Source organism: Deltaproteobacteria bacterium (genome assembly GCA_028818775.1).
Classification (GTDB): domain Bacteria; phylum Desulfobacterota; class Binatia; order UBA9968; family JAJDTQ01; genus JAJDTQ01.
In genome coordinates, this window is sequence record JAPPNE010000167.1 from 23299 (window position 1) to 44720 (window position 21422).

Genomic DNA, 21422 nt, shown 5'->3' on the forward strand with positions numbered 1-21422 from the left:
GCCTTGCCGCAGGACGATCCCCTCTTTTGTCCCGGCAGCCCGGCCTCGAAAAATTATTCCCGATACGGGAATACTGTTCCCGATACAGTGATCGGATCGCTTTCCCTTCAATTCCTATCGGATATTTTTGTCCGCCGGTCAAGAGTCCGCGCGTTCCACGATGGTGGCGATGCCCTGGCCCACGCCGATGCACATGGTGGCCATGCCGTAGCGGCTGCCGCGTCGCTTCATCTCGTGGATCAACGTGGTCAGGATACGCGCGCCGCTGCAGCCCAGCGGGTGGCCCAGCGCGATGGCGCCGCCGTTGACGTTGACCTTGTCCGGGTCGATGCCGAGTTCCTGGACGCACGCCAGGGACTGGGACGCGAAGGCCTCGTTCAGCTCCACCAGGTCCAACTGGTCCGCGGTCAGGCCCGCGCGCTTGAGCGCCTTGCGGCTGGCCGGAATCGGCCCGATGCCCATGAAGGCCGGGTCCACCCCCGCCACCGCCGACGCCACGATGCGCACCACCGGCCTGAGCTTGAGCGCCTCCGCCCGCTCGCGCGACGCCACCAGCAGCGCCGCGGCCCCGTCGGACAGCGGCGACGAGTTCCCCGCGGTGACGGTGCCGTTCCGGACGAAGGCCGGGCGCAGGGCGGCGAGCTGCTCCAGGCTGGTGTCCGGCCGCGGCCCCTCGTCGCGGCCGTGCACCACGGGGTCGCCGCGCCGTTGCGGCACCGGCACCGGGATGATCTCGTCGTCGAGCCGCCCCGCTTCCTGGGCCGCCACCGCGTTGCGGTGGCTCTTGAGCCCGAACGCGTCCTGTTGCTCGCGGCCCACCGCGTACTTCTCGGCCACGTTCTCGGCGGTCTCGCCCAGGCTGATGAGTGGGTACATCTCCCCCATGCGCGGGTTCGGAAAACGCCACCCGAGCACGCTGTCGTAGACCGTGACCTCGCCGCGTGCGAAGGGCACCGCTCCCTTGGGCATCACCAGCGGCGCACGGGTCATCATCTCGACGCCGCCGGCCACGAACAGGTCGCCTTCCTCGGCCCCGACGGCGCGCGCGGCCTGGTTGACCGCTTCGAGCCCCGAGCCGCACAGGCGGTTCACGGTGGCGCCGGGCACCGAGTCGGGAATGCCCGCCAGGAGCGAGGCGTTGCGCGCCACGTTGCGGCAGTCCTCGCCGGCCTGGTTGGTGCAGCCGAGGATCACGTCCTCGATGGTCGCCCGGTCGATGCCGTTGCGGGCGATGAGCTTGTCGATGACGTGCGCCGCGAGATCGTCCGGCCGGACGTCCTTGAGGATCCCGCCGTAGCGCCCCATGGGGGTGCGCGCGGCGTCGATGATGACGGCTTCTGGCATGGTTTCCCTTCCCGCGGCGGAGGCCTGGTCCTCCGTCGTGCAATGTCAAATTCCGGCTTCGCCGTGGCGGTAGAACCCGCGGCCCGCGCTTTCGCCGAGGCGGCCGGACGCCACCATCTTCCGCAACAGCGGCGCCGGACGGTAGCGGTCGTCGCCGGTCTCTTCCAGGAGCCCTTCGAGGACCGCCAGCACCTCGTCGAGGCCGACCTCGTCGGCCCAGCGCAGCGGTCCCTGGGGATAGTTGGTGCCCAGCCGGAGGGCGACGTCGATCTCCTCGGCGGTGGCGACCCCCTCGTCCAGGCTGCGCGCGGCCTCGTTGATGATCAGGCTCAGGATGCGCGGGAACACGAGGCCCGGCGCGTCCTTGACGACGGCGCTCTCCTTGCCCAGGCCTTCCACCAGGGCGCCGGCCGCCGCCATGGCCTCGTCGCCGGTGTCGAGTCCGCGCGCCAGCTCGATGACGTTGCGGCGCGCCAGCGGATGGAAGGTAGCGAAGCCGACGACCCGCTCCGGCCGGCGGCTCCAGGAGGCCAGCGTCGTGGTGGACCAGCGGATGCAGGAGCTGAGCACGAGCGCGGCTCCCGGCGCGGCCGCGTCGATCGCCTCCACCAGCCGCCGCTTCTCCTCGCTCCCGTGGGCGAGCGTGTCGACGACGACGTCGGTCGCCGGGTCCACCGCGTCCGGGCCGGCGCACCGTGCCGCGTTCAGGCCTTTGTCCAGGGCGAGCCGGAGCAGGTCCTCCGCCAGGCGGTTGCCGCCGAGGATGGCAACGCTACTTGGACTCATAGTTGTAGAAGCCTTTGCCGGTCTTGCGCCCCAGGTGGCCGGCCAGATACAGCTTCTGCTGCAGCGGGCTGGGGCGGAAGCGCGGGTCCTCGAAGAAGGCGTGGTAGAGGGTCTCGGTGGCGGTGAAGTTGATGTCGATGCCGATGAGGTCCTGCAATTCGAACGGGCCCATGCGGAAACCGCCGGATTCGCGCATGATCCGGTCCACCGTCTCCACGTCGGTGCCGCCGTCGCCCAGGATGCGCAGCGCCTCGTTGTAGAAGGGGCGCGCGATGCGGTTCACGATGAAGCCGGGCGTGTCCTTGGCGCGCACCGGGGTCTTGCCGAAGCGCCGGGTGATGTCCATGGCCTTGGCCACGGCGGCGTCGCTGGTGAGCTCTCCCTGCACCACTTCCACCAGCGCCATGAGCGGCGCCGGGTTGAAGAAGTGCATGCCCAGCACCCGCGTGGCGTCCTTCACCGCGCCGCCGATGGCGGTCACCGACAGCGAGGAGGTGTTGGTGGCCAGCAGGGTCTCGGGCCCGCACGCGGCGTCGAGCTTCTGGAACAGCTCCCGCTTGACCGGGAGGTTTTCGGTGGCGGCCTCGATGACCAGGACGGCGTCGGACAGATCCTCCAGCGCGAGCGAGCCCTGGAGGCGCGCCAGGATGCGCGCTTCTTCCTGCTCGTCGATGTTGCCTTTCTCGCGGCTGCGGCCGATGAAGCCACGGATGCGGCCGAGGCCGCGGTCGAGGAACTCCTGGGCGATGTCGTACACCACGCACTCGAACCCGCCCTGGACCGCCACCTGGGCGATGCCCGCGCCCATGGTGCCGGCGCCGATGACTCCGATCCTGTTCTCGTTCGCCATGCTCGGATTCCGCCCCGATCGTCCCTGACCTACTCGCCCTTGAACACCGGCTCGCGTTTTTCCATGAAGGCGCGTACGCCTTCGTCGTAGTCGGCGGTGCGTCCGGCGATCTCCTGGGTGCAGGCTTCGTACTCGAGCTGCGCCTCCAATTCGGCGTACATGGAGCGGTTGAGGGTGCGCTTGATCAGGCCGGCGCTGCGCGGCGCGCGCGCGAGGCGCTCGGCCATGGCGCGGGCCTCCGCCGCCAGCTCCGCCACCGGCACCACCTTGGTGACGAGCCCGTGGCGCAGCGCGTCCCGGGCTTCCAGCGGCTCTCCCAGAAGGAACAGCTCGGTGGCCTTGCCGAGGCCGATGAGGCGGGGCATGAAGTAGCTGCCGCCGCAGTCGGGGCCCAGGCCCACGCGCACGAACGCCTCGATGAAGCGCGCGTTCTCCGAGGCGATGCGCAGGTCGCACGCCAGCGTGAGGTTGCAGCCCGCCCCCGCGGCCACGCCGTTGACGGCGCAGAGCACGATCTTCTCGGTCCGGCGGATGGCCAGGATGATGGGGTTGTAGCGCTCCCTGAGAGATTCGCCCAGAGAGCCCTTCTTGTCCGGCGAGCGCTCCTTCAGGTCCTGGCCGGCGCAGAAGGCGCGCTCGCCCGCGCCGGTGAGGACGAAGCAGCGCACCGCCTTGTCGCGATTGCCGTCCCTGAATGCGTCCAGCAGCTCGCGGTTCATCTGCGGGGTGAAGGCGTTGAGCGCCTGGGGGCGGTTCAGCGTGATGGTGGCGATGCCGTCCCGCTTGTCGTAGAGGATCGTCTCGTAGCTCATTTTCCCTTGAACTCGGGCTTGCGCTTGTCGAGGAACGCCTTCATGCCCTCGCGGCGGTCCTCGGACGCGAACAGCGTGTAGAAGGACTTGCGCTCGAAGGCGAGCCCTTCGTCCAGCGGCGCGTTGGCGGCCTTGAGGATGGCTTCCTTGGCGAAGCGGACGGCGATGGGCGGCTTGCGCGCGATGGCGTGGGCCATGGCCTTGGCCTCGTCCAGCAGCACCTCCACCGGCACCACCTTGTTGACCAGCCCGGAGCGCTCGGCCTCGGCCGCGTTCATGAACCGGCCCGTGAGCACCAGCTCCATGGCCTTGTGCTTGCCCACCAGGTGCGTCAGCCGCTGGGTCCCTCCGGAGCCCGGGATGACGCCCAGGTTGACCTCGGGCTGGCCGAAGACGGCCGACTCCGAGGCGATGATGATGTCGCAACTCATGGCCAGCTCGCAGCCGCCGCCCAGGGCGAAGCCGCTCACCGCGGCGATGACCGGCTTGGCGAGGTGGTTCAGGCGGTCGCGCAGCACGAGCCGGTCGTGCGCCGTGCCCGCGAACGGGGTGGCGTCCACCATCTCGTTGATGTCCGCGCCCGCGGCGAACACGCGTTCGCCCCCGGTGATGACGAAGACCCGTACGGAGTCGTCGCGGTCGAGCTCCTCGAAGGCCGTGCACAGGTCCTTGCACAGGCCGTAGGAGAGGGCGTTGAGTTGTTTCGGGCGGTTGAGCGTGGCCACGGCCACGGGGCCGTCGCGGTCCAGGATGATGTTGTCGAAGGTCATGCTACGGGGCAGCTATACACCATAGGTCGGGTGGTTTCAATTCGCGCCCGGGACACCACACTAGTGATTTCATTGACTTGAAAATCCCGATCTGACAACATCGGTGCTCATGCCGAACGGTCCTGAATCACGCACCGCCCACCACGACGAGAAGCTGCAGGGGATCCTCAAGACGTCCGCCGCGATCTTCGCGGAGAAGGGGTTCGACGGCACCTCCATCCGCGACATCAGCCGGGCCACGGGGATGAGTCTGGCGGGACTGTATTACTATTTCCGCACCAAGGAAGAGTTGCTGTGCCTGATCCAGGAGCGTTGCCTGGTGACGTTGCTGGAAACTGCGCGGAAGATCGAGACATCCGGAAAAGCACCCCGCGAGAAGGTCGCCCTGTTCGTCCACAACCATCTCGGTTTCTTTCTGCACAACATGAACGAGATGAAGGTGATGTCCAGGGAGGACACGGCGCTGACGGCGGACTACGAGAAGCGCATTCTCGAGCTGAAGCGGCGTTACGTGAAGGCCTTGGTGGACCTGGTGGAGGAACTGCAACGGAACGAAGGTGCGCCCAAGCTCAACGTCCGCGTGGCGGCGCTGGCGCTCTTCGGCATGATGAACTGGGTCTACACCTGGTACAACCCCAGCCGGGACCCTTCGCTCGAGGGTCTCATCGAACAGGTGCTGCGCATCTTCTTCTTCGGCGTGCTCCACGGGGAGGCGGAGGGCGAGGGAGCGGAGGACCGTCTGCGCCGGTCTTTCCTGCCGGACGACAAGAGCTTCGTGCTCTGGCCCGGGTCGTGAGCCGCCGAGCCGACCCCGTCAGGCGGCGGCGCTGGGGCGTTGGCTGACGCGTTCGTACCAGTCGGTGGCGTGGCGGCACTCGGGAGGCAGGCTCATCTTGATCCAGCCGGCGAAGTCCACGGTCACCTGCGCGGTGATGTCGGCGATGGTGTAGCGTTCGCCGGTGACGAAGGGATGGTCGGCGAGTTGCCGGTCGAGGTCGGCGAAGAAGCGCTCGACGCGGGCGCGGCCGCGCTGCACGAGTTCGGGAATCTGCTCGGCGCCGTCCGGGCCGGTGAGCGCCCGGCCTTTGAGTCCCCTGGCCTGGTTGCGGAACGCTTCGGTGACGGCGAGGAAGCCGTCGATCTCGAAGCGGTGCTCCCACATGGCCACGCGCGCGCGGTCGCGCGCGTCCACGCCCATGAGCGGCGGCTCGGGACGGGTCTCTTCCAGGTAGCGGCAGACGGCGACGGCTTCACTGACGGTGGTGCCGTCGTCGAGTTCCAGCACCGGGACGGTGCACCAGGGGTTCAGCTTGCGGAAGGACTCGGTGAGGTGTTCGCCGTTGCGCAGGTCCACCTGGACGGTGGGGATGTCCAGGCCTTTCTCGGCGATGAAGATGCGCACGCGGCGCGGGCTCGGGGCGGTGCTGCAGTCGTAGAACTTCATGGGACGGTTATACCGGAGTTCGGGCCGGAATGCCGTACTGCCGCAGCGTGGTTTCGAGCGTCGGGCGGCCGAGCCGGAGGCGGCCGTCGTTCAGGAGATACGAGAACAGGTAGCCGGCGCCGAGCATGAGGATGCCGATCAGGAAGCAGTACATGACGGCCCGGTCCGGGTAGGAGTCCTTGAGGTAGCCCACGTAGAGCGGGCCGAAGATGCCCGCCGCCGCCCAGGCCGTGAGGACGACGCCGTACATCTTGGACATCTTCTCGGTGCCGAAGACGTCCAGGATGTAGGGCGGCATGGTGGCGAAACCGCCGCCGAAGCAGAGCAGCACGTAGCACACCAGCACGGAGAAGACCCACGGGTTCTCCTCGGTCATCAACACGCCGAACACCACCATCTGGCTCGCCAGCAGGATGCGGAAGACCTTGACCCGGCCGATGCGGTCGGACAGGAGGCCCCAGAACAGCCGCCCCACTCCGTTGCACACGGAGCTGGCGGCGATGAGCGTGGCGCCGTACTCCGCCAGCACCGCGGGCTCGACGGTGGGGTCCGCCAGACCCCAGACCTCCTGCAGCAGCTCGGACTGGAAGCTGATGACGGAGATGCCCGCGGCGATGTTGAAGAAGAACACGATCCACATGATGATGAACTGGCCGGAGCTCAGGTAGGGCAGGGTGGACTCCGGCTCGTCCGGTTCCAGGTGCGGAACGGACGCACCCGCGTTCTTCGCCGGGGCCACGGGGTCGCTCAGGGCCAGGCTGCAAGGCAGCAGTATGCCGGCGAAGATGATGCCGAGCCACAGGAAGACGTGGGCCAGGTCGCCCTCGGTGCGCACCACCAGGAAGGGCGCCAGCCCCTTGCTCAGGAGCAGCGCGCCGATGCCGAAGCCCATCACGACAATGCCCGTGACCAGGCCCTTCATGTCCGGGAACCACTTGGCCACCGTGGCCACCGGGGTCACGTAGCCCAGGCCGATGCCGGCGCCGCCGATGACGCCGTAGCCGAGATAGAAGAGCGGCAGGTAGTCCAGCCACAGCGCGGCGGCGGCGATCACGTACCCGCCCGAGAACATCAGGCTGCCGGTAAGCGCCAGCCGCCGGGGTCCCAGCCGCCCCAGCGCGGAGCCGGCCCAGGCCGCGGACGTTCCCAGGGAGAAGATGGCGATGCTGAAGGCCCAGGCTGTCTCGGTGTGCGTCCACCCGGACTGGTGCACCAGCATGGTCTGGAAGAAGCTCCAGGCGTAGACCGTCCCGAAGCATATCTGCAGCATGGTGCAGAAGAATGCGATGGCGGCTCGGTGAATGCGCACCTCGCTATCCCTCCCGTCTCGCGGCTATCCGGTGGCGTCCGCCGCCGGGGGCGGCTCGTCCGATGGGGTCCGGCGTTGCGACAGGTGCAGGAGCAGGCGCGCCAGTTCCCCGGCCTCGTCGTCCCGCGCGAGAATCCGTTGGTCTTCGGCGCCGTTGGCGTCCTCTTCCTTGGCCAGCTTGACGGCGAAGGCCAGAAGTTCGCCCAGCGGCCTGGCGGCCAGGTTGACGAACCATATGGAGCCCAGGACGCCCACCACCAGCAGGATGGAGATGAGGTACACCTGCTGGCCGATGGCCCGTTGGATCTTGAGGCCGATGACGTCCAGGTCCATGCCCACGTGCACGGTGCCCGCGAATCCTGCCAGGATCGGGCTGCCCACCTCCACGAAATCGCCCATTCCCGGCAACTGCCTGTTCACCGCCTTGGTCTCGTTGGGGTCGCTGTTGAGGATGACCTCGGGAATGCCGGGAACGAAGGTGTGGGCCAGGAACTCGCCGGTGTCGCTGGTGATGTAGACGTAGCGGATGCCCTGGATCTCCACGAACTGGTCGATGAGCGACTGGAGCGTGGCGAGGTTGCGGTTGAGCAGGATGTCCACGCTGGCGTCGGCGATGGTCTTGGCGATGTTGCGGCTGTTGCTCTCGTACTCCGCCGACAGGTGGGTCTGCACCGTGTAGATGGTCAGCGCCGAGGTGGACAGCACGATCAGGCCGAAGAGCCCGAAGATGCCGAACTGGGTCTTCTGAAAGAGCTTCCTGATCTTCATGATCACCCGAACTTGGCTTTCCAGTCGTCCAGGGTGACGAACCGGCCTCCCTCGACGACCGTGTAGTAAACCTTCTGCAGCCCCTGCCGGCGCTCCGGCCCGAAGGACACGGCCTCGCCGATGCCCAGGTCGTAGTCGCGCACCGAGAAAACGGCCTCCTCCAGGCCGCTTCTGTCCGGTCTGCCCTTGAGACGCCGGAGAATCTCCACCAGCAACTTGGCGTCCAGGAACCCTTCCAGGCTCACGAAGCTGTGGGGAAACGGCTTGTAGGCCTCCTTCACCAGCTCCTTGGGCACCTGGGGATCGTAGCGCGCCATCAGCTCGCGGTACTCCTTGACGGCCGCGATCGAGGTGTCCTCGTAGCTGGGCACCACCTGCGAGTTCACCAGGTACCGGGCGTAGGTATCGGGGTCGTCCTGCCCTTCCGACAGCAGGTTGAGCAGGTTTTCGCTGCCGACGAAGGAGAGGTTGGCGATGGGGACGCGCAGGCCCAGGTCCACGGCGTCGCGGGCGAAGCCGGCGCAGGCGGCGTAGGCGCCGACGCAGATTACGGCGTCGGGAGAGGCCTTCTTCAGGATCTCCACCTGGGCCCGGAAGCTGCCCGTGAACCGCGACCCCCGGCGGTACGTGGCCTCGCCGACCATCTCGATGCCGTGCTTCGCCAAGGCTGCCCGCACCCCCGCCCAGCCGCTGCGGCCGTAGGCATCGGCCTGGTAGAACATGCCGATGCGTTCCCGGCCGATGCGCACGAAGTTGTTCACGAGGCCGGCGGTTTCCTGGCGGTAGGACGCCCGCAAATTGAAGGCGAACTCCCCGTAAGGCGGCTCCCGCTGGGGCTGGGCGCCGGTGAAGGGGAAGAACAGGTAGACCCGCTGGGCCTGGAACTTCTTCAACATCGGCAGAACGCGGGTGACGGTGGGGGTGCCCACGTAGCCGAAGAGCAGGAAGACCTGGTCCTCCAGCATCAGCTTCACGGTGTTCTCGACGCAGGGATCGGGCTGGTAGCCGTCGTCATAGAGCTTCAGCGCGATCTTGCGGCCGTTGACGCCGCCGTTCTCGTTGACGTGGTTGAAATAGGATTTGGCGCCGCGATAGAGCTCGGTACCCAGGCCGCGGGAGGGGCCGGAGAAGGCGGCGGACACGCCCAGCACGATCTCGCCGTCGGGTCCGATGCCTCTCATCGCGGCTGCTCGTGCGCCCGCGTTCATGGAGTGGAGCCAAGGCGGCGCCAGCATCGCCGCGAGCCCGGCGCGGACGAATGTTCTGCGTGTCAGGCCCGCGCGCGCGGCCGGAGCGGTCCGGCCGTCTCTACCGGTAGGACTCCGCGTATCCACAAGCAGCCTCGCTTTCCTGAAGTCCGATGCGATGGGAAACCGCGGTTTGCGTGGAGGACAACTGCTCCGCAGGTTAACCGCAAATATCAAATTGAATCAATCGTCTTAGAAAGACCGCAGCAACTCCAGGGTCTCGCGGTCTTCCTTCAGGTCCTTGCCTTTCGGGGTCTCCAGGCACATGGGCAGGCCGAAAAAGCGCTTGTCGTTCATCAGCAGGCGGAACGGCTCCACGTCCAGGTGCCCTTTGCCGATGATCTCGTGGCGGTCCACCCGGCAGTCCAGTTCCTTCTTGGAGTCGTTCAGGTGGAAGGCGGCGAGCAGCTTGACGCCGACGACCTCGTCGAACTCCGTGAAGGTGCGCTCGTATCCCTCGCGGGTGCGGATGTCGTAGCCGGCGGCGAAGGCGTGCTGGGTGTCGAAGCACACCCGGAGCCGGTCGCTTTCCCTGGCGCTGTCGATGATGTTGCGGATGTGCTCGAAGCGGTAGCCCAGGTTGCTGCCCTGGCCTGCGGTGATCTCCAGCGCCACGCGCACCTTGAAGCCCTTGCAACGGCGGTGGATCGCGTCCAGCGAACGCGCGATGGTGCGCAGGCCCGCGCGTTCGCCCGCGCCCGTGTGGGCGCCCGGATGGGCGATGAGACAGGGGATGTCCAGGGCCTCGCACCGCTCCATCTCGTCCACGAACGCGGCCACGGACTTCTGCCGCAGCTCCCGGTCGGGCGCGCCGAGGTTCAGGAGGTAGGAGTCGTGCGCCACCACCGTGTGCACCCCGCTGGCCTTCTGCGTGTCCTTGAAGGTGCGCACGTCCTCGTCGCTCAAGGGCTTCGCGGCCCACTGCCGCGAGGACTTGGTGAAGATCTGGACGGCTTCGCAGCCCACGCTGTCGCCCGCGTGGAGCGCGTTGTGAACGCCGCCGGCGATGGACATGTGGGCTCCCAGAAGAGGTCGGTCCTTGGGGGGTGTCTTCTTGTCGGGGGCGGGGGCCATGGTCGGTGTTGTACCACAAGCCCGCCGCTCACTTCATCCTCGGAGGAAGGGGTGCCATTGCGTCGCGCGGGCCGCGGGCAGACGCGTGTCCGAGTTTGCCACGCGCGGCGCTTTGCAGTATCTCAACACATCCACCAACGAGGAGGTCCGCCATGGCCAACTGGCTTCTGAAGACCGAGCCCAGCGTCTACTCTTTCGCCGACCTGCAGCGGGACAAGAGCACCATCTGGGACGGCATCAAGAACAACCTCGCCTTGAAGCACCTCGCCACCGTGAAGAAGGGCGACCGGTGCATCATCTACCACACCGGCGGCGAGAGGATCTGCGTCGGCGTCGGTACCGCCACCACCGGTGCGTATCCCGACCCCGAGAAGGATGACCCCAAGCTCCTGGTCTTCGACATCAAGGTGGGCAAGGCGCTGAAGCGCGAGGTGTCGCTGGCCGAGATGAAGCTCAACCCCCAGCTCGAAGGCTTCGACCTGTTCCGCCTGGGGCGGCTGTCTTTCGTTCCGGTGAGCGACGCCCACTACGACGTCATCATGGAGATGGCCAAGGGCTGAGCGCCCGGCCATGGCACTTGTCGCATCCGCCACCGAGCGGCAACAGGAACCCCGACAGGAGAGAACCCATGAAGAAGGCAGACTTCCGCCAGTTCTACCGCGACGCTCATGCCGTCGACTGCCTAAGCGAGCGCGAGAAGATATTCCTCGGCCTCGCCGTTGCCATGACGCGCAACTGCGATCCCTGAGTGGACCGCCGCCTTGCGGACGCAAGGAAAGCAGACATTCCCGAGGAACACCTCGACGCCGCGGTGGACGTCATCGCCGCCGTGGACGCCGGCATCCTCCAGTCCCTCAACCAGCGCATCAAGCAGCGTCACAAGGAACGGGAATAACCCGTTCCACGGGCCGGCCGCGTCCTTGAAACCCGCCCTCCGAGGTGGTAAAGGTCTAGGTCCCACAGTGGTCGCATAGCTCAGTCGGCTAGAGCGCTTGCCTCACATGCAAGAGGTCGCAGGTTCGAGTCCTGCTGCGACCACCATCCCACTTGTTGCGGGACACCCTTGACATTCGCTTCTGAAGACTGCATATAGAAGGTGTCTCACCTGCCACGAGTAGGAGGAGCATTCGAAGCCGTCCGGGTTCGCTTGGGCGGCTTCAGCTATTTGACCTTCCGCACTATCCTAAACGACGAAAGTTGTTCAATTCGCCGATGTTGGTCGGTGCAGTAGGCGGTTTTGAGCAGCCAAGAATTCTGTCGTTGGGCGAGCACCACCAAGTACTCCTCACGATACCAGAGCAAGGTGTTGGTTTCGTTTGTTCTGGTGTTCCGCCATTCGTCGATTTCTGGGTGTTTCCCGGCGTTTTGAATCACCCACCGTATCCAACGAAGGCGTTCGCAACGGCGCAGATCCGGCGTACGTTCGTCTTCCGCATGCCCCTGCTGAACCAAATGCCAGAAAGAGGCCCAACGTCCACCGGTCTCCGGAATACGGCGACAAGCGATTTTCTTGCCGCGAAACTCGAGTCCGCTACGCGCGAGCTCATCAATGAAGACACGGTAAAGCTCGTGCTCGTAGACATCCCAGTTGCCGTTGAACTGGAGAAGATCAGGGGGCCTCATCTTGCTAGATCCCGTGCGCGCCAAACCAGGATGTTGAATTTATCGGAGGCTAGCGGCGAGGTGCGGGTAAGCGCTTGCTCTCCAAATTGTTGGCGGAGCCGTCCCATGACAGCTACTTTTGCCTGATTGCCGACAAGTCCTCGATTGGCGTAGGTCAAAGCGCCGATAAGAAGGTCAGACATCTGCAATAACTCACTCTCGTCGGATCTAATCTGTTGTACACGCTCGACGTGTTCGCGACCGAAATCGTGCAGACTGTTGGCCAGAACTTCGTGGAGTTTCCTCGTCTTGGGACCACCTCTCGTATCCTTTAAATCCAGATAGAAGCGGTAACGTTGGGCCGGTTCAAACACCGGGCGGAGCATCGTGAAGTACATCTTGTAGTACCAATCATCGTGCGACTGATCGAAGCGGGCATGATCCAGGCGGTGCTTGTCAGGAACTACAAGTCCGCGGAATTGCAAGCGGTCATCGGTGAGAAAGATCTCCAGCAAGGCCAAGTAGAAGGCGGTTTTGGCCGGAGAAACTTTGGTCCACTTTGCCTCGAAGGAGGGTTTCAACCCGAACTCCACCTTTAGCTTCCGTATCCGGACCGACAGGTCCTCAACAAAGCGCTTCTCACAAAAGACCGCCCCCCAAGCCATGACGGGGATGCGGTCATGCTCCAGATGGCAACTCTCGTCGCAATAGACGTTGAATGTCTTGGTGTCATTCATGCAATTGTTTCTCCGTTCACTTTGACAAGGCCCTCCGTAGCGCTGCCCTGCTTCATTCTCTTCGTCATCCTCAACTACCGTCCACTGCGATTCGACCTCGTTCTCCTGGATATGCTGCTCCGTCTTTCACTCGCCACAGGATACGGATATCCAGAGGTATTCCAAACTTTTTTGACATGGTCACCATCGCTTGGCTCGCTCCGTTCGCGGGTTGGCCCTGAACGGAGATGTCAATCTCTGGGAGGTAGCTGAAACCCTCATCTTCCTTGGGTCCCTTCACCATGTTTGCCGGACAGCTTTCTTGGAGTCTTTCAAAGCTGCCGGCCCGCTTCATGGCGTGTCGCAAAACCTCATCGAGAAGCCGATTCCAGTTTGGTTTGGAGATTGGCTGTCCCCCGATTGACGCTTCGAGTACCTTGGAGTGCGTCAGGTTCGGTAACGCGTTGGGGTTGAGCCGACGCTCTGCTTCAGCCGCTTGTTTGCTTACTGGAGGATGCTGGTTGACCTGCTGTTCAAGGGCATCGAGCACACGAGTGATCACCGTGTCGGGTGTGTCAACGAACGGCTTGGCATAGCGCTGCAGTCGCTCAAACGTGGACTGTAGTATCGAGATTTCTGGCATTGCATTCCTCCATACCATATTCTGCTAGAATATATAGAGCATATTTCACATAAAATCAAGTATATTCTGGCTATTTCTCATGGATCCACAGTGATCCACATGAGCGGGCACGGAACCTTCCCCTACGCGCTGCAAGGATAACTGAGGCAGCATCAGCATTATTCCAGGAGTATCCGAGACTGATGGACGAGACATCCAGGGTTGTCTAGACTGCGCCGCCGATCAGGACCCGAAGTGCCTCGATGCGCACGGCCACGGCACCCGCAGTCGCGCTGTTCCCGATGCGGTGATCGGCGCTGTGCTGTGGCGGGATGACGATGAAGCCCGCATCCGCCAGCGCTCCGGCCGTCAACTGGTGGTTACGGAAACGTCCGCGTGGAATACGTATTCGGTGCCGCGCCAGAGCCAAGACGGAGGGCGCCTGCTCTCCCATGGCAGGAAAGCCAGGACGAGAGCTGCCACGGCTGCCCAGTGGAGAGGCCGGCGACTTGCTCCATGTCTCCTACAATAAGTAAGGGGAGGACGCGTTGCCTGTAGGCAAGGCTATGAAGCCAAGTCCCTCGGCGGACAACTCATGGTGAAACGGCTGCCGGCGGGCCACGGGGCCCGCATCGGCGGATCTTGCACCTCGACAGACTGCGCGTTAATCTTCCGGCTAATCCTACCATCGGAGGACAGGACATGAGTACCGATTTGAAGATGTTTCTTTTGACCGCCGACAACTTGGTGCGCTGCCATTGGGACGGCCGTTCCCGGCAGGTGGAGGTGCTGGACCGGGTGATGGACGGAGAGGTGCTGCGGGAGGTGGCGCGGGACGCGGGGGATCCGAACCGGCTCTACGCCGCGACCGGCACGGAGATTCACGTGAGCGAGGACGGCGGCGAGAGCTGGAAGTGGATTCCGTCCGGTGGTCTGGACTACCGGGACATCTGGACGATGCAGGCACATCCCACCCGGTCGGGGGAGGTCTACGTAGGCACGTTGCCGGCGGCGGTTTACGTGAGCGACAACGGCGGGCGGTCGTTCCGCGAGTTGACGGCCTTCCGCAAGATCGAGGACTACGCCCGCTGGACCTTTCCGCCGCCGCCCCATGTGCCGCACATCCGCTGCATCGTGCTGGACGGCCGGGTGCCGGATGAAGTCGTCGTGGGGGTCGAGGAAGGCGGCGTGGTGCGGAGCAGCGACCGGGGCGAGACCTGGGAGGACATCAGCGGACCGTCGAGCGGTGCCGCGTACCCCGAGTACAACGACCCGGCGGGCCTGTTGCCGTACCAGATGGGCGCCCACGAGGACGGGCGCGTCTATCGCGACGTGCACTGGGTGATGCGCGATCCCTCGAGCCTCGACACGCTGTACGCCACCACCGGCATCGGCACTTATCGCACCGACGACGGCGGCGCGTCCTGGCGCAAGCTGGAATACGACATGGGACGCTCCTACGCCATTCCCTTCGACATCCATCCCGGCGTGCCGGAACGCATCTTTCTGGGCGCGGCGGAGAACGGTCCCACGTCCTGGAAGGGCCATCGCACGGTCCGTCCCGGTCCCTACAACACCATCCGCTTCAGCCGGGACACCTCGGAGGAGCTGGGCGGCGCCAAGTCCGCCATCCTGCGCAGCGACGACCGCGGCGCGACGTGGCGCAAGCTCGAAGGCGGCCTGCCCCAGGGGCATGTGCACATGACGAGTTGCGTGGCGGTGCATCCCGCCGATCCCGATACCGTGGTCATCGGCTACACCGACGGTTCGGTCTACGCCAGCCACGATGCCGGCGAGGCGTGGGAGAGGCTGGAACTGCCGGAAACCCGGCTTTACGGGGTGCGGTTGCTGTCCGATTCGTGATGCGGTCCCGACAGGCGGGAGTGTCCCGTCTGACAGGCCGTAGCCGTCAGCTCGAACAGAGCGTGTGCGTCACGGTGATGCGCTCGCCGCGATAGAACTCGTTCAGGAAATCGTCCGCGTCGGCGTAGCGCCGGTTCGGCACCAGCCGGGCGGGGAAGCTGAACACCAGCGGGTCCACCGCGAACGGGTAGGGATCGAGGACGGCGCGGTGCTCGGCCACGGTATCGATGTGGATGTGCACGGGGGGCTCCCCCTTCCGGGTGGGCACGTCCACGTCGTTGAGCGTGTCGCTGGGACCGAGCTTCCGTTTCTTGCTGTTCAGGGGATAGCGGTTGCACACGTACTGCGCGAGCTGGTCGAACACCTCGATGTAATCGTAGTTGGTCCAGATTCGCTCCTCGGAAGTGTAGTCCGCAAATTCTTCGGACTGGGCCAACTCGGCGGCCAGGCGTTTCCTCAGCTCTTCCTGATGGTCCACGTACGCGCGCACCCGCGGATCGGCGGTGCGATCCGGCGGATGGGTGTACTTGCCGTAGCCGGCGTTCATCAGCGCCACCCCGTGCATGGCGATCAGCATGGCCGCGTAGGGATCCCGCTGCAGCACGTTGTCCACCACGTTCTTGTAGAAGTCCAGTCGCAACTGGCCGAGGAACTTGAAGCTGCCGTCATGGTAGTCCATGGGGAAGTTCTCGTCGTTCAACGTGGCCGGCTTCATCTCCCATTCCCACCAGCCGTGGTCGTGCTCTTGGGCCGCCAGCACGACGGATGCATACGGCTCCGGGCGGTCGAACTCCTCGTTGCCCCAGTGGGCGGCGAAGAAGCCCGCCACACGTGAGTGGTCGAACTGGAGCGCCAGCATCAACTGCGAATCGTTGTAAGGATTGACCATCATGGCGAATCTTCTCCTCGGCCCCCCAGCGGTGTCTTCCGGCATCCGTGGTCGGCCGCACGCGGCTATTTCTTCTTGAGCGCGTCCAGCATGGGCTGACGGTACTTGCTGTACAGGTCCACGAACACCTTCATGTCGCCGGCCGCCGCCGCGGCGTTCCCCGGCACCAGCGGGATGCCGAACGAAGCGGCCCAATCCTTGTACGGTTTGCTGTCCATGGTCTTCAACAACAGGCTCTCCCACTTCTTGTGGAGGTCCTTGGACAGTCCCGGAGGCCCGACCATGGCGCGGAACACCTTGACGATGAGGTTCTTGTAGCCCAGCTCGATGGCCGTGGGAGTATCCGGGGCGTTCTTGGCGCGGCTTTCGCCGAGGTTGACGATGGGCACGATTTCACCCGACCGGATATACGGCAGCGTGGAGGGGTGGTCGATGGGCTGCGTAAACACGTCGAAGTCACCCCGAAGCAGGCCCGGCAGCGTCTCGCCGGTACCGCCGTAGCCGGCCACCACGTCGAACGGGATCTTCAGCTCGTTGGCCGCCAGAAACGCGTGGACCCAACGCGCGATGCCGATGCCCTCGACCCCCCAGGTCACGCGCTTGGCCTTCTGCAGGTCCTTGACGGTGCGGTAAGGCGATTCGCGGCGAACCAGCAGCGCCTCCGCCTCTTGCGAGCTCACCACCGCGAGCCAGGTGAACTTGTCGATGTCGTAACCGACGTTGTCGCGGATCATCTGGGTTCCCAGCATGCCGTCGGCGTAGATGTGTCCGATGGTGTAGCCGTCGGGCTTGGCGCGGTACATGGCCACGGTTCCGGTGATGCCGCCGGCGCCGACGACGTTCTTGACGATGACGTCGACGTCTTTCGGCAACAAGGGCTTCATGTAGCGTCCCAGGGCCCTGGCAATGGCATCGAACCCGCCCCCCGGCGAAGCGTGCACGAGTATCGTGATGTCGCGGTTGGGAAACTCCGCCTGAACGGTTCCGGCGAATACCATGAGGCCAAAGGCGGCGAACAAGGCGGCGAATGTCCTCTTCATGTCACCCTCCTGTGGTTGGTTCGGAACGAAACGCGCATTATAGGGTCGCGCCGGAGTCGGTGTCAACGACGAAATTTTTGGTCGGAGAGTTTGTGATGGACCCGTTGACACGTGCGGTTCCGATGCTTACCTTCCGTTCGCAACGAGGAGCTCCATGGCAGTTCGGTAAGAACGTTACAAGGAAGGAGGTACGAACCATGTTGGGTTATGAAGTGACGAGGTGGAACCCGCTTCTGCACAATGGACATCGGGAATTCGATGCCATGTTCGACCGGTTCCTGGGACGCCACGAGAGGAACGGCGGTTGGATGCCTCCGATGGACGCATTCACGCGCGACAACCACTACGTGATCCGGATCGACATGCCCGGGGTGGATCCGAAGGACCTGGACATCCAGGTGGAAGGCAGGGTCCTGTCCATCAAGGGAGAGCGCAAGGGCGAGGAGAAGGGGCATTACCTGCGGGAGACGTTTCGCGGCAAGTTCGAACGTACCGTCAGGCTGCCCGCGGGGCTCGCCACCGACAAGCTGGAAGCCCGCTACAAGAACGGCGTGATCGAGATTTCGGTGCCGTTGCCCGCCCAGGCGGTGGGACGCAAGGTGCCGGTCCATATCGACGCGGCCGAACCCAAGGCGGTCGACGCCGCCGGTGCCTAGCCGCCCGGCGGGCCCAGGTCTGTCAGCAAGGGGTCTCCCGTCATGGGAGGCCCCTTTTTCATACCTCGACGATGGGCTGCCCGATGATCCACAGGCTGAAGATCGTGTAGCCGACCATGAGCCTCTACGAGGCCGATTCCCGGTCGAGGATTCGGCCGTAACGAGTGCGCCGCATCGCCGGCGCCGTCCCTCAACGGCACTGCATGTTGGTGCGCACGACCTGGTGGTGCGTGGTGCCGCTGCTGCCGCCCCGCCGGATGCCGCCGCCGGGCAGGTGAATCCAGCCGTTCAGATAGACCAGGCCGGTGACCCCGTGGACCGGTATGGGCATATCGGGCAGGCGTGTCCAGGTGTCCGTCTTGGGGTTGTAGACCTCGTGGTGCGGGAACACGCCCGACGGACCCGCGGACGGATGCTCGCCGCCGAAGGTGTGGAAGCAGCCCTCCACGGCGATGCCGTTGAGTCCGCCGCGAGCTTCGGACATGGGCCGCCGTGCGGCCCACTGGTTGGTCCCGGGGTCGTAGACTTCCAGGGCCGGGGTGATCTCGCTGCGGAAGCCCCCGCCGAAACGCCCGCCCGCCACATAGAGCTTGCCGTCGATGTTTGCGGCGGCGATGTGGTTGCGCTGGGTGGGCATGTCGGGCAACGCCGTCCACTTGTCCGCCTTGGGATCGTAGACCGCGAAGTCGTGGCCCCGGGGCGGGCGTCCTCCGGCTACGTAGAACTTCCCGTCGATGACGTCATGGGCCATGGCGCTGCGCTTGGTGGGCATGGGCGCCCGCGGCGTCCACTTCCGCGTCTTGGGGTCGTAGGCGTGTACCGCATCGGTGTAGCGGGACCGTTCCCTGCGTCCGCCGGCGTTGGTCTGCCCGCCGATGACGTAGAGGAGGCCTTCGAAGCCGATGGCCGAGGCGTGGTTGATGGTGGTGGGATAGGGCGTCGTGAGATCCCACTTGTCCGTGGCCACGTCGTACACCTGCACGGTGTCGACGCTTATCCGCGTGGAAGGGTAGCCGCCGACCACGTAGATCTTGCCGTCGAGCCAGGCCACCGCCATTTCCGAGTTGGGTTCGATCATCTCGCCGCGTTTGCCCCACTCGCTCGCGGGCTTCGCATCGGCCGCCAGGGCGGCCGTCCCGGCCGGCAAGAACGCGCCGCAGAGCACCGCCAAGGTCAGGGTTTTCAGGTGAAGACAGTGCTGTTTCATGGTCATCCTTGAACCTCCTGAGTTCCCTTTACGCTCATTGACAAACAAGGTCAAAACCAATAAGGCCACAACGAAAGCCCAAATGCCGAACCCGGAGGTAGAATCATGGAAAACGCGACTTGCGTCGATACGGACGGACACGTTCTCGAACGGGCGGCGGACATCCGCAAGTACCTGGAAGCGCCCTGGAACGAGCGCGGGACCCCCCTCTGGCCGGGAGACCAGCCCTGGGACCCGAACCTGTTCAAGGGATTCAAGATGGCCGTGAACTGGGAGGGGCTGGCCCCCGAGGAACAGGTGCGGCGCTGGCACACGCTCATGGACAAGCAGGACATGGAAGTGGCCATCTGCTTTCCCACCGGTTCGGGCAACATCGCCAAGAACCAGGAAGTGCCCTACCAGGTGGCCGTGGCCAAGGCCGCCAACACGCACTTCGCCAAGGAGTACAACACGCTGTCGAACCGCCTGAGCTGCGTGGGCGTGCTGCCCATGAGGGCGCCCGAGGAGGCCGCCAAGGAGCTGCGCCGGGCGGTCAACGAGTATGGCCTCAAGGGGTTCGAGATCCTGCCCACCGGGCTCCCCATCGCCCTGGGCGAGACCTACTATGACCCCATCTACAAGGCGGCCGAGGAGGAGGGCGTGGTGCTGGGCATCCACGGCACCCGCAACACCTCGCGCGAGCTGGGCGCCTCCATCCTCACCACCTTCGCCGAGGTCCACTCCTACGCCTTCACCGCCGGCATCCTGCTGCAGTTCACCAGCATGGTGTGCCAGGGCATCACCGAGCGTTTCCCGAAGCTCAAGCTGGCCTTCCTCGAGATCGGCGCCACCTGGCTGCCGTACTACCTCGACCGCCTCGACGAGCACTGGGAGAAGCGCGGCGCCCACGAGATGCCGCTGCTGAAGCAGAAGCCCAGCGACGTGGTGCGCGAGTCCAACATGTACTTCAGCCTGGAGTCCGGCGAGTCCCAGTTGGCCGCCACCGTCGACTACGTCGGCAGCGACCACTTCGTCTACGCCTCCGATATCCCGCACTGGGACAACGAGTTCCCCGGGAACCTGGAACATCTCAGGAACCACCCGGATCTGTCGGACGAGGTGAAGGAGAAGATCCTGCGCAAGAACGCCCAGCGGCTGTTCGACCTCAACTAGTGTCGCGGACAGGACACTTGGCACGGGACCGCGTGGCGGGGATGACGTTCCCGTAAGGGGACCGGCGGGGAGGGTCTTCATGGATGCCGTGCAAATGGAGGTGGTCTACCGGGCCACCGCGCAGATCGCCAAGGAGCTGGCGCTCAACATGCTCCGCACGGGCTACTCGAGCGTCATCAAGGAGAGCCAGGACTTCACCTTCACGATCTTCGACGGCGAAGGGCGGATGGTGACCCAGGGCCTGCCGCAGCCGCTTCACATCGGCGGCATCTCCGCCCAGGTGGGCGAGGTGATCCGGGTGTTCGGCGGAGACATGGCCGAGGGCGACGTCTTCATCCTGAACCACCCCTACTTCGCCTGCCAGAACCACGCCACCGACGTCACCGTGGTCTCGCCGGTCTTCGACCGGGACCGGCGCGTGGCCTTCATCGCCAACACCGCGCACAAGCCGGACCTGGGCGGCATGGTGCCGGGCACCAACTCGCCTCAAGCCACCGACGTCATCCAGGAAGGGCTGTTGCTGCCGGCCCTCCGGCTCTACCGCGCGGGCGAGGTCAACGAAGACCTCAAGACCATCGTCATGGCCAACACGCGCACGCCCGAGGTCACGTGGGGGGACATCCAGGCCCAGGCCCAGACCAACTTCTACGGGTTGCGGAAGCTGGCGGAGCTGATGGTGCAGTACGGCGCGGACGAGGTGACCGCGTGCTGGACCCAGTGGATGGACATCTGCGAGGCGGAGGTGCGCAAGGCCATCGAGAAGATCCCCGACGGGGATTACGGCCCGTGCGTGGACTACCTGGACGACGACGGTCTCGACCGGGAGCGCTCCTACCGCATCGCCGCCTCCCTGCGGGTGGCGGGCGACGAGCTGCACTTCACCCTGGAGTCTTCGGAGCAGGCGCGCGGCCCGGTCAACCTCCGGCCCTGCGTGATCCGGAACTTCATCGACTGCCTGGCGGTGGCCGTGCTGTGCCCGGACCTGCCGGTGAACCAGGGCATCTCCCGGCCCATCCACGTCGCCTTTCCGCCCGAGGGCTCGATCCTGAACCCGCGCTACCCCGCGCCGGTGAACATGTACGTCCGCCCCGCCCAGATGGTCACCTCGGTGGTTCAGATGACGCTGGCCGAGGCCCTGCCCGGGGTGGTGCCCGCGCCCGGGCGCGGCGCCCGCGGGGGGGGGTGCAACTAGGGGGAGGGCGGCGACCCCGGGCGGGGGGTTTTGGTCTAAGACCGCAAAAGCGGCGGCGGCGGCGCGCGCGCGGGGCGCG

Annotated in this window: 23 protein-coding genes and 1 tRNA gene; 8 read left to right on the forward strand and 16 right to left on the reverse strand. The window is 65.3% G+C overall.

Features of this window, described 5'->3' with window-relative positions; translation table 11 throughout:
- Positions 1-138 precede the first annotated feature (138 nt).
- Genes OXU42_17785 through OXU42_17805 form a run of 5 tightly spaced genes read right to left on the reverse strand, consistent with a single transcriptional unit; the run spans position 139 to position 4562 of the window.
- A complete protein-coding gene (locus tag OXU42_17785) occupies positions 139-1344 on the reverse strand; it encodes a thiolase family protein (GenBank protein MDE0031239.1) in 1206 nt (401 codons plus the stop codon).
- A gap of 45 nt (positions 1345-1389) precedes the next feature.
- Positions 1390-2130 (reverse strand): 3-hydroxyacyl-CoA dehydrogenase family protein, encoded by a 741-nt coding sequence (locus OXU42_17790; protein ID MDE0031240.1) that lies wholly within the window; start codon positions 2128-2130, stop codon positions 1390-1392.
- Entirely contained in the window at positions 2117-2980 is an 864-nt protein-coding gene (locus OXU42_17795) for a 3-hydroxyacyl-CoA dehydrogenase NAD-binding domain-containing protein (protein ID MDE0031241.1), read from the reverse strand. Before OXU42_17795 ends, OXU42_17790 begins: the two co-directional genes overlap by 14 nt.
- Before the next feature lie 29 nt (positions 2981-3009).
- Positions 3010-3792, reverse strand: coding sequence for an enoyl-CoA hydratase-related protein (locus OXU42_17800; protein ID MDE0031242.1), 783 nt, complete (start codon positions 3790-3792; stop codon positions 3010-3012).
- Entirely contained in the window at positions 3789-4562 is a 774-nt protein-coding gene (locus tag OXU42_17805) for an enoyl-CoA hydratase-related protein (GenBank protein MDE0031243.1), read from the reverse strand. Before OXU42_17805 ends, OXU42_17800 begins: the two co-directional genes overlap by 4 nt.
- 109 nt (positions 4563-4671) lie before the next feature.
- Between OXU42_17805 and OXU42_17810 the strand changes: the two genes are divergently transcribed.
- A complete protein-coding gene (locus OXU42_17810) occupies positions 4672-5358 on the forward strand; it encodes a TetR/AcrR family transcriptional regulator (GenBank protein ID MDE0031244.1) in 687 nt (228 codons plus the stop codon).
- An 18-nt stretch (positions 5359-5376) separates the two neighbouring features.
- On the opposite strand, the gene OXU42_17815 is transcribed toward OXU42_17810, so the two are convergent.
- The 5 genes from OXU42_17815 to OXU42_17835 all read right to left on the reverse strand — a co-directional run bounded on the left by OXU42_17815 (position 5377) and on the right by OXU42_17835 (position 10404).
- On the reverse strand, positions 5377-6006 hold the full coding sequence (locus OXU42_17815; protein ID MDE0031245.1) for a glutathione S-transferase: 630 nt from the start codon (positions 6004-6006) through the stop codon (positions 5377-5379).
- A gap of 7 nt (positions 6007-6013) precedes the next feature.
- Complete coding sequence (locus OXU42_17820) at positions 6014-7315, reverse strand: OFA family MFS transporter (protein MDE0031246.1); 1302 nt, start codon at positions 7313-7315, stop codon at positions 6014-6016.
- Positions 7316-7339: 24 nt separating this feature from the next.
- A complete protein-coding gene (locus tag OXU42_17825; GenBank protein MDE0031247.1) occupies positions 7340-8083 on the reverse strand; it encodes a hypothetical protein in 744 nt (247 codons plus the stop codon).
- A gap of 2 nt (positions 8084-8085) precedes the next feature.
- Complete coding sequence (locus tag OXU42_17830; GenBank protein MDE0031248.1) at positions 8086-9264, reverse strand: ABC transporter substrate-binding protein; 1179 nt, start codon at positions 9262-9264, stop codon at positions 8086-8088.
- Positions 9265-9522: 258 nt separating this feature from the next.
- A complete protein-coding gene (locus OXU42_17835; protein MDE0031249.1) occupies positions 9523-10404 on the reverse strand; it encodes a deoxyribonuclease IV in 882 nt (293 codons plus the stop codon).
- Between the two features lie 152 nt (positions 10405-10556).
- Between OXU42_17835 and OXU42_17840 the strand changes: the two genes are divergently transcribed.
- The 3 genes from OXU42_17840 (at position 10557) to OXU42_17850 (ending at position 11445) form a co-directional block, all read left to right on the forward strand.
- The gene (locus OXU42_17840) at positions 10557-10964 is read left to right on the forward strand and encodes an EVE domain-containing protein (protein MDE0031250.1); all 408 of its coding nucleotides are present in this window, start codon (positions 10557-10559) and stop codon (positions 10962-10964) included.
- A gap of 188 nt (positions 10965-11152) precedes the next feature.
- Positions 11153-11299, forward strand: coding sequence for a hypothetical protein (locus tag OXU42_17845; protein MDE0031251.1), 147 nt, complete (start codon positions 11153-11155; stop codon positions 11297-11299).
- A gap of 69 nt (positions 11300-11368) precedes the next feature.
- Positions 11369-11445 (forward strand) — tRNA-Val (locus tag OXU42_17850).
- 120 nt (positions 11446-11565) lie between these two features.
- On the opposite strand, the gene OXU42_17855 is transcribed toward OXU42_17850, so the two are convergent.
- The 3 genes from OXU42_17855 to OXU42_17865 all read right to left on the reverse strand — a co-directional run bounded on the left by OXU42_17855 (position 11566) and on the right by OXU42_17865 (position 13365).
- Complete coding sequence (locus OXU42_17855) at positions 11566-12027, reverse strand: hypothetical protein (protein MDE0031252.1); 462 nt, start codon at positions 12025-12027, stop codon at positions 11566-11568.
- The gene (locus OXU42_17860) at positions 12024-12743 is read right to left on the reverse strand and encodes a DUF3800 domain-containing protein (GenBank protein MDE0031253.1); all 720 of its coding nucleotides are present in this window, start codon (positions 12741-12743) and stop codon (positions 12024-12026) included. The genes OXU42_17855 and OXU42_17860 overlap by 4 nt, the downstream gene beginning before the upstream one ends.
- A gap of 70 nt (positions 12744-12813) precedes the next feature.
- The gene (locus OXU42_17865) at positions 12814-13365 is read right to left on the reverse strand and encodes a hypothetical protein (protein MDE0031254.1); all 552 of its coding nucleotides are present in this window, start codon (positions 13363-13365) and stop codon (positions 12814-12816) included.
- Positions 13366-14046: 681 nt separating this feature from the next.
- Between OXU42_17865 and OXU42_17870 the strand changes: the two genes are divergently transcribed.
- Entirely contained in the window at positions 14047-15207 is a 1161-nt protein-coding gene (locus OXU42_17870) for a hypothetical protein (GenBank protein MDE0031255.1), read from the forward strand.
- Positions 15208-15253: 46 nt separating this feature from the next.
- Here OXU42_17870 and OXU42_17875 read toward each other — a convergent pair whose 3' ends face one another.
- Both OXU42_17875 and OXU42_17880 read right to left on the reverse strand, forming a co-directional pair.
- The gene (locus tag OXU42_17875; GenBank protein ID MDE0031256.1) at positions 15254-16099 is read right to left on the reverse strand and encodes a DUF3891 family protein; all 846 of its coding nucleotides are present in this window, start codon (positions 16097-16099) and stop codon (positions 15254-15256) included.
- A gap of 62 nt (positions 16100-16161) precedes the next feature.
- The gene (locus OXU42_17880) at positions 16162-17136 is read right to left on the reverse strand and encodes a tripartite tricarboxylate transporter substrate binding protein (protein ID MDE0031257.1); all 975 of its coding nucleotides are present in this window, start codon (positions 17134-17136) and stop codon (positions 16162-16164) included.
- Between the two features lie 197 nt (positions 17137-17333).
- Between OXU42_17880 and OXU42_17885 the strand changes: the two genes are divergently transcribed.
- Positions 17334-17792 (forward strand): Hsp20/alpha crystallin family protein, encoded by a 459-nt coding sequence (locus OXU42_17885; GenBank protein ID MDE0031258.1) that lies wholly within the window; start codon positions 17334-17336, stop codon positions 17790-17792.
- 190 nt (positions 17793-17982) lie between these two features.
- On the opposite strand, the gene OXU42_17890 is transcribed toward OXU42_17885, so the two are convergent.
- Positions 17983-19005 (reverse strand): kelch-like protein, encoded by a 1023-nt coding sequence (locus OXU42_17890; GenBank protein ID MDE0031259.1) that lies wholly within the window; start codon positions 19003-19005, stop codon positions 17983-17985.
- Between the two features lie 99 nt (positions 19006-19104).
- Between OXU42_17890 and OXU42_17895 the strand changes: the two genes are divergently transcribed.
- Both OXU42_17895 and OXU42_17900 read left to right on the forward strand, forming a co-directional pair.
- On the forward strand, positions 19105-20151 hold the full coding sequence (locus OXU42_17895; GenBank protein MDE0031260.1) for an amidohydrolase family protein: 1047 nt from the start codon (positions 19105-19107) through the stop codon (positions 20149-20151).
- Between the two features lie 79 nt (positions 20152-20230).
- Positions 20231-21343, forward strand: coding sequence for a hydantoinase B/oxoprolinase family protein (locus OXU42_17900; GenBank protein ID MDE0031261.1), 1113 nt, complete (start codon positions 20231-20233; stop codon positions 21341-21343).
- The last annotated feature ends 79 nt before the right edge of the window (positions 21344-21422 follow it).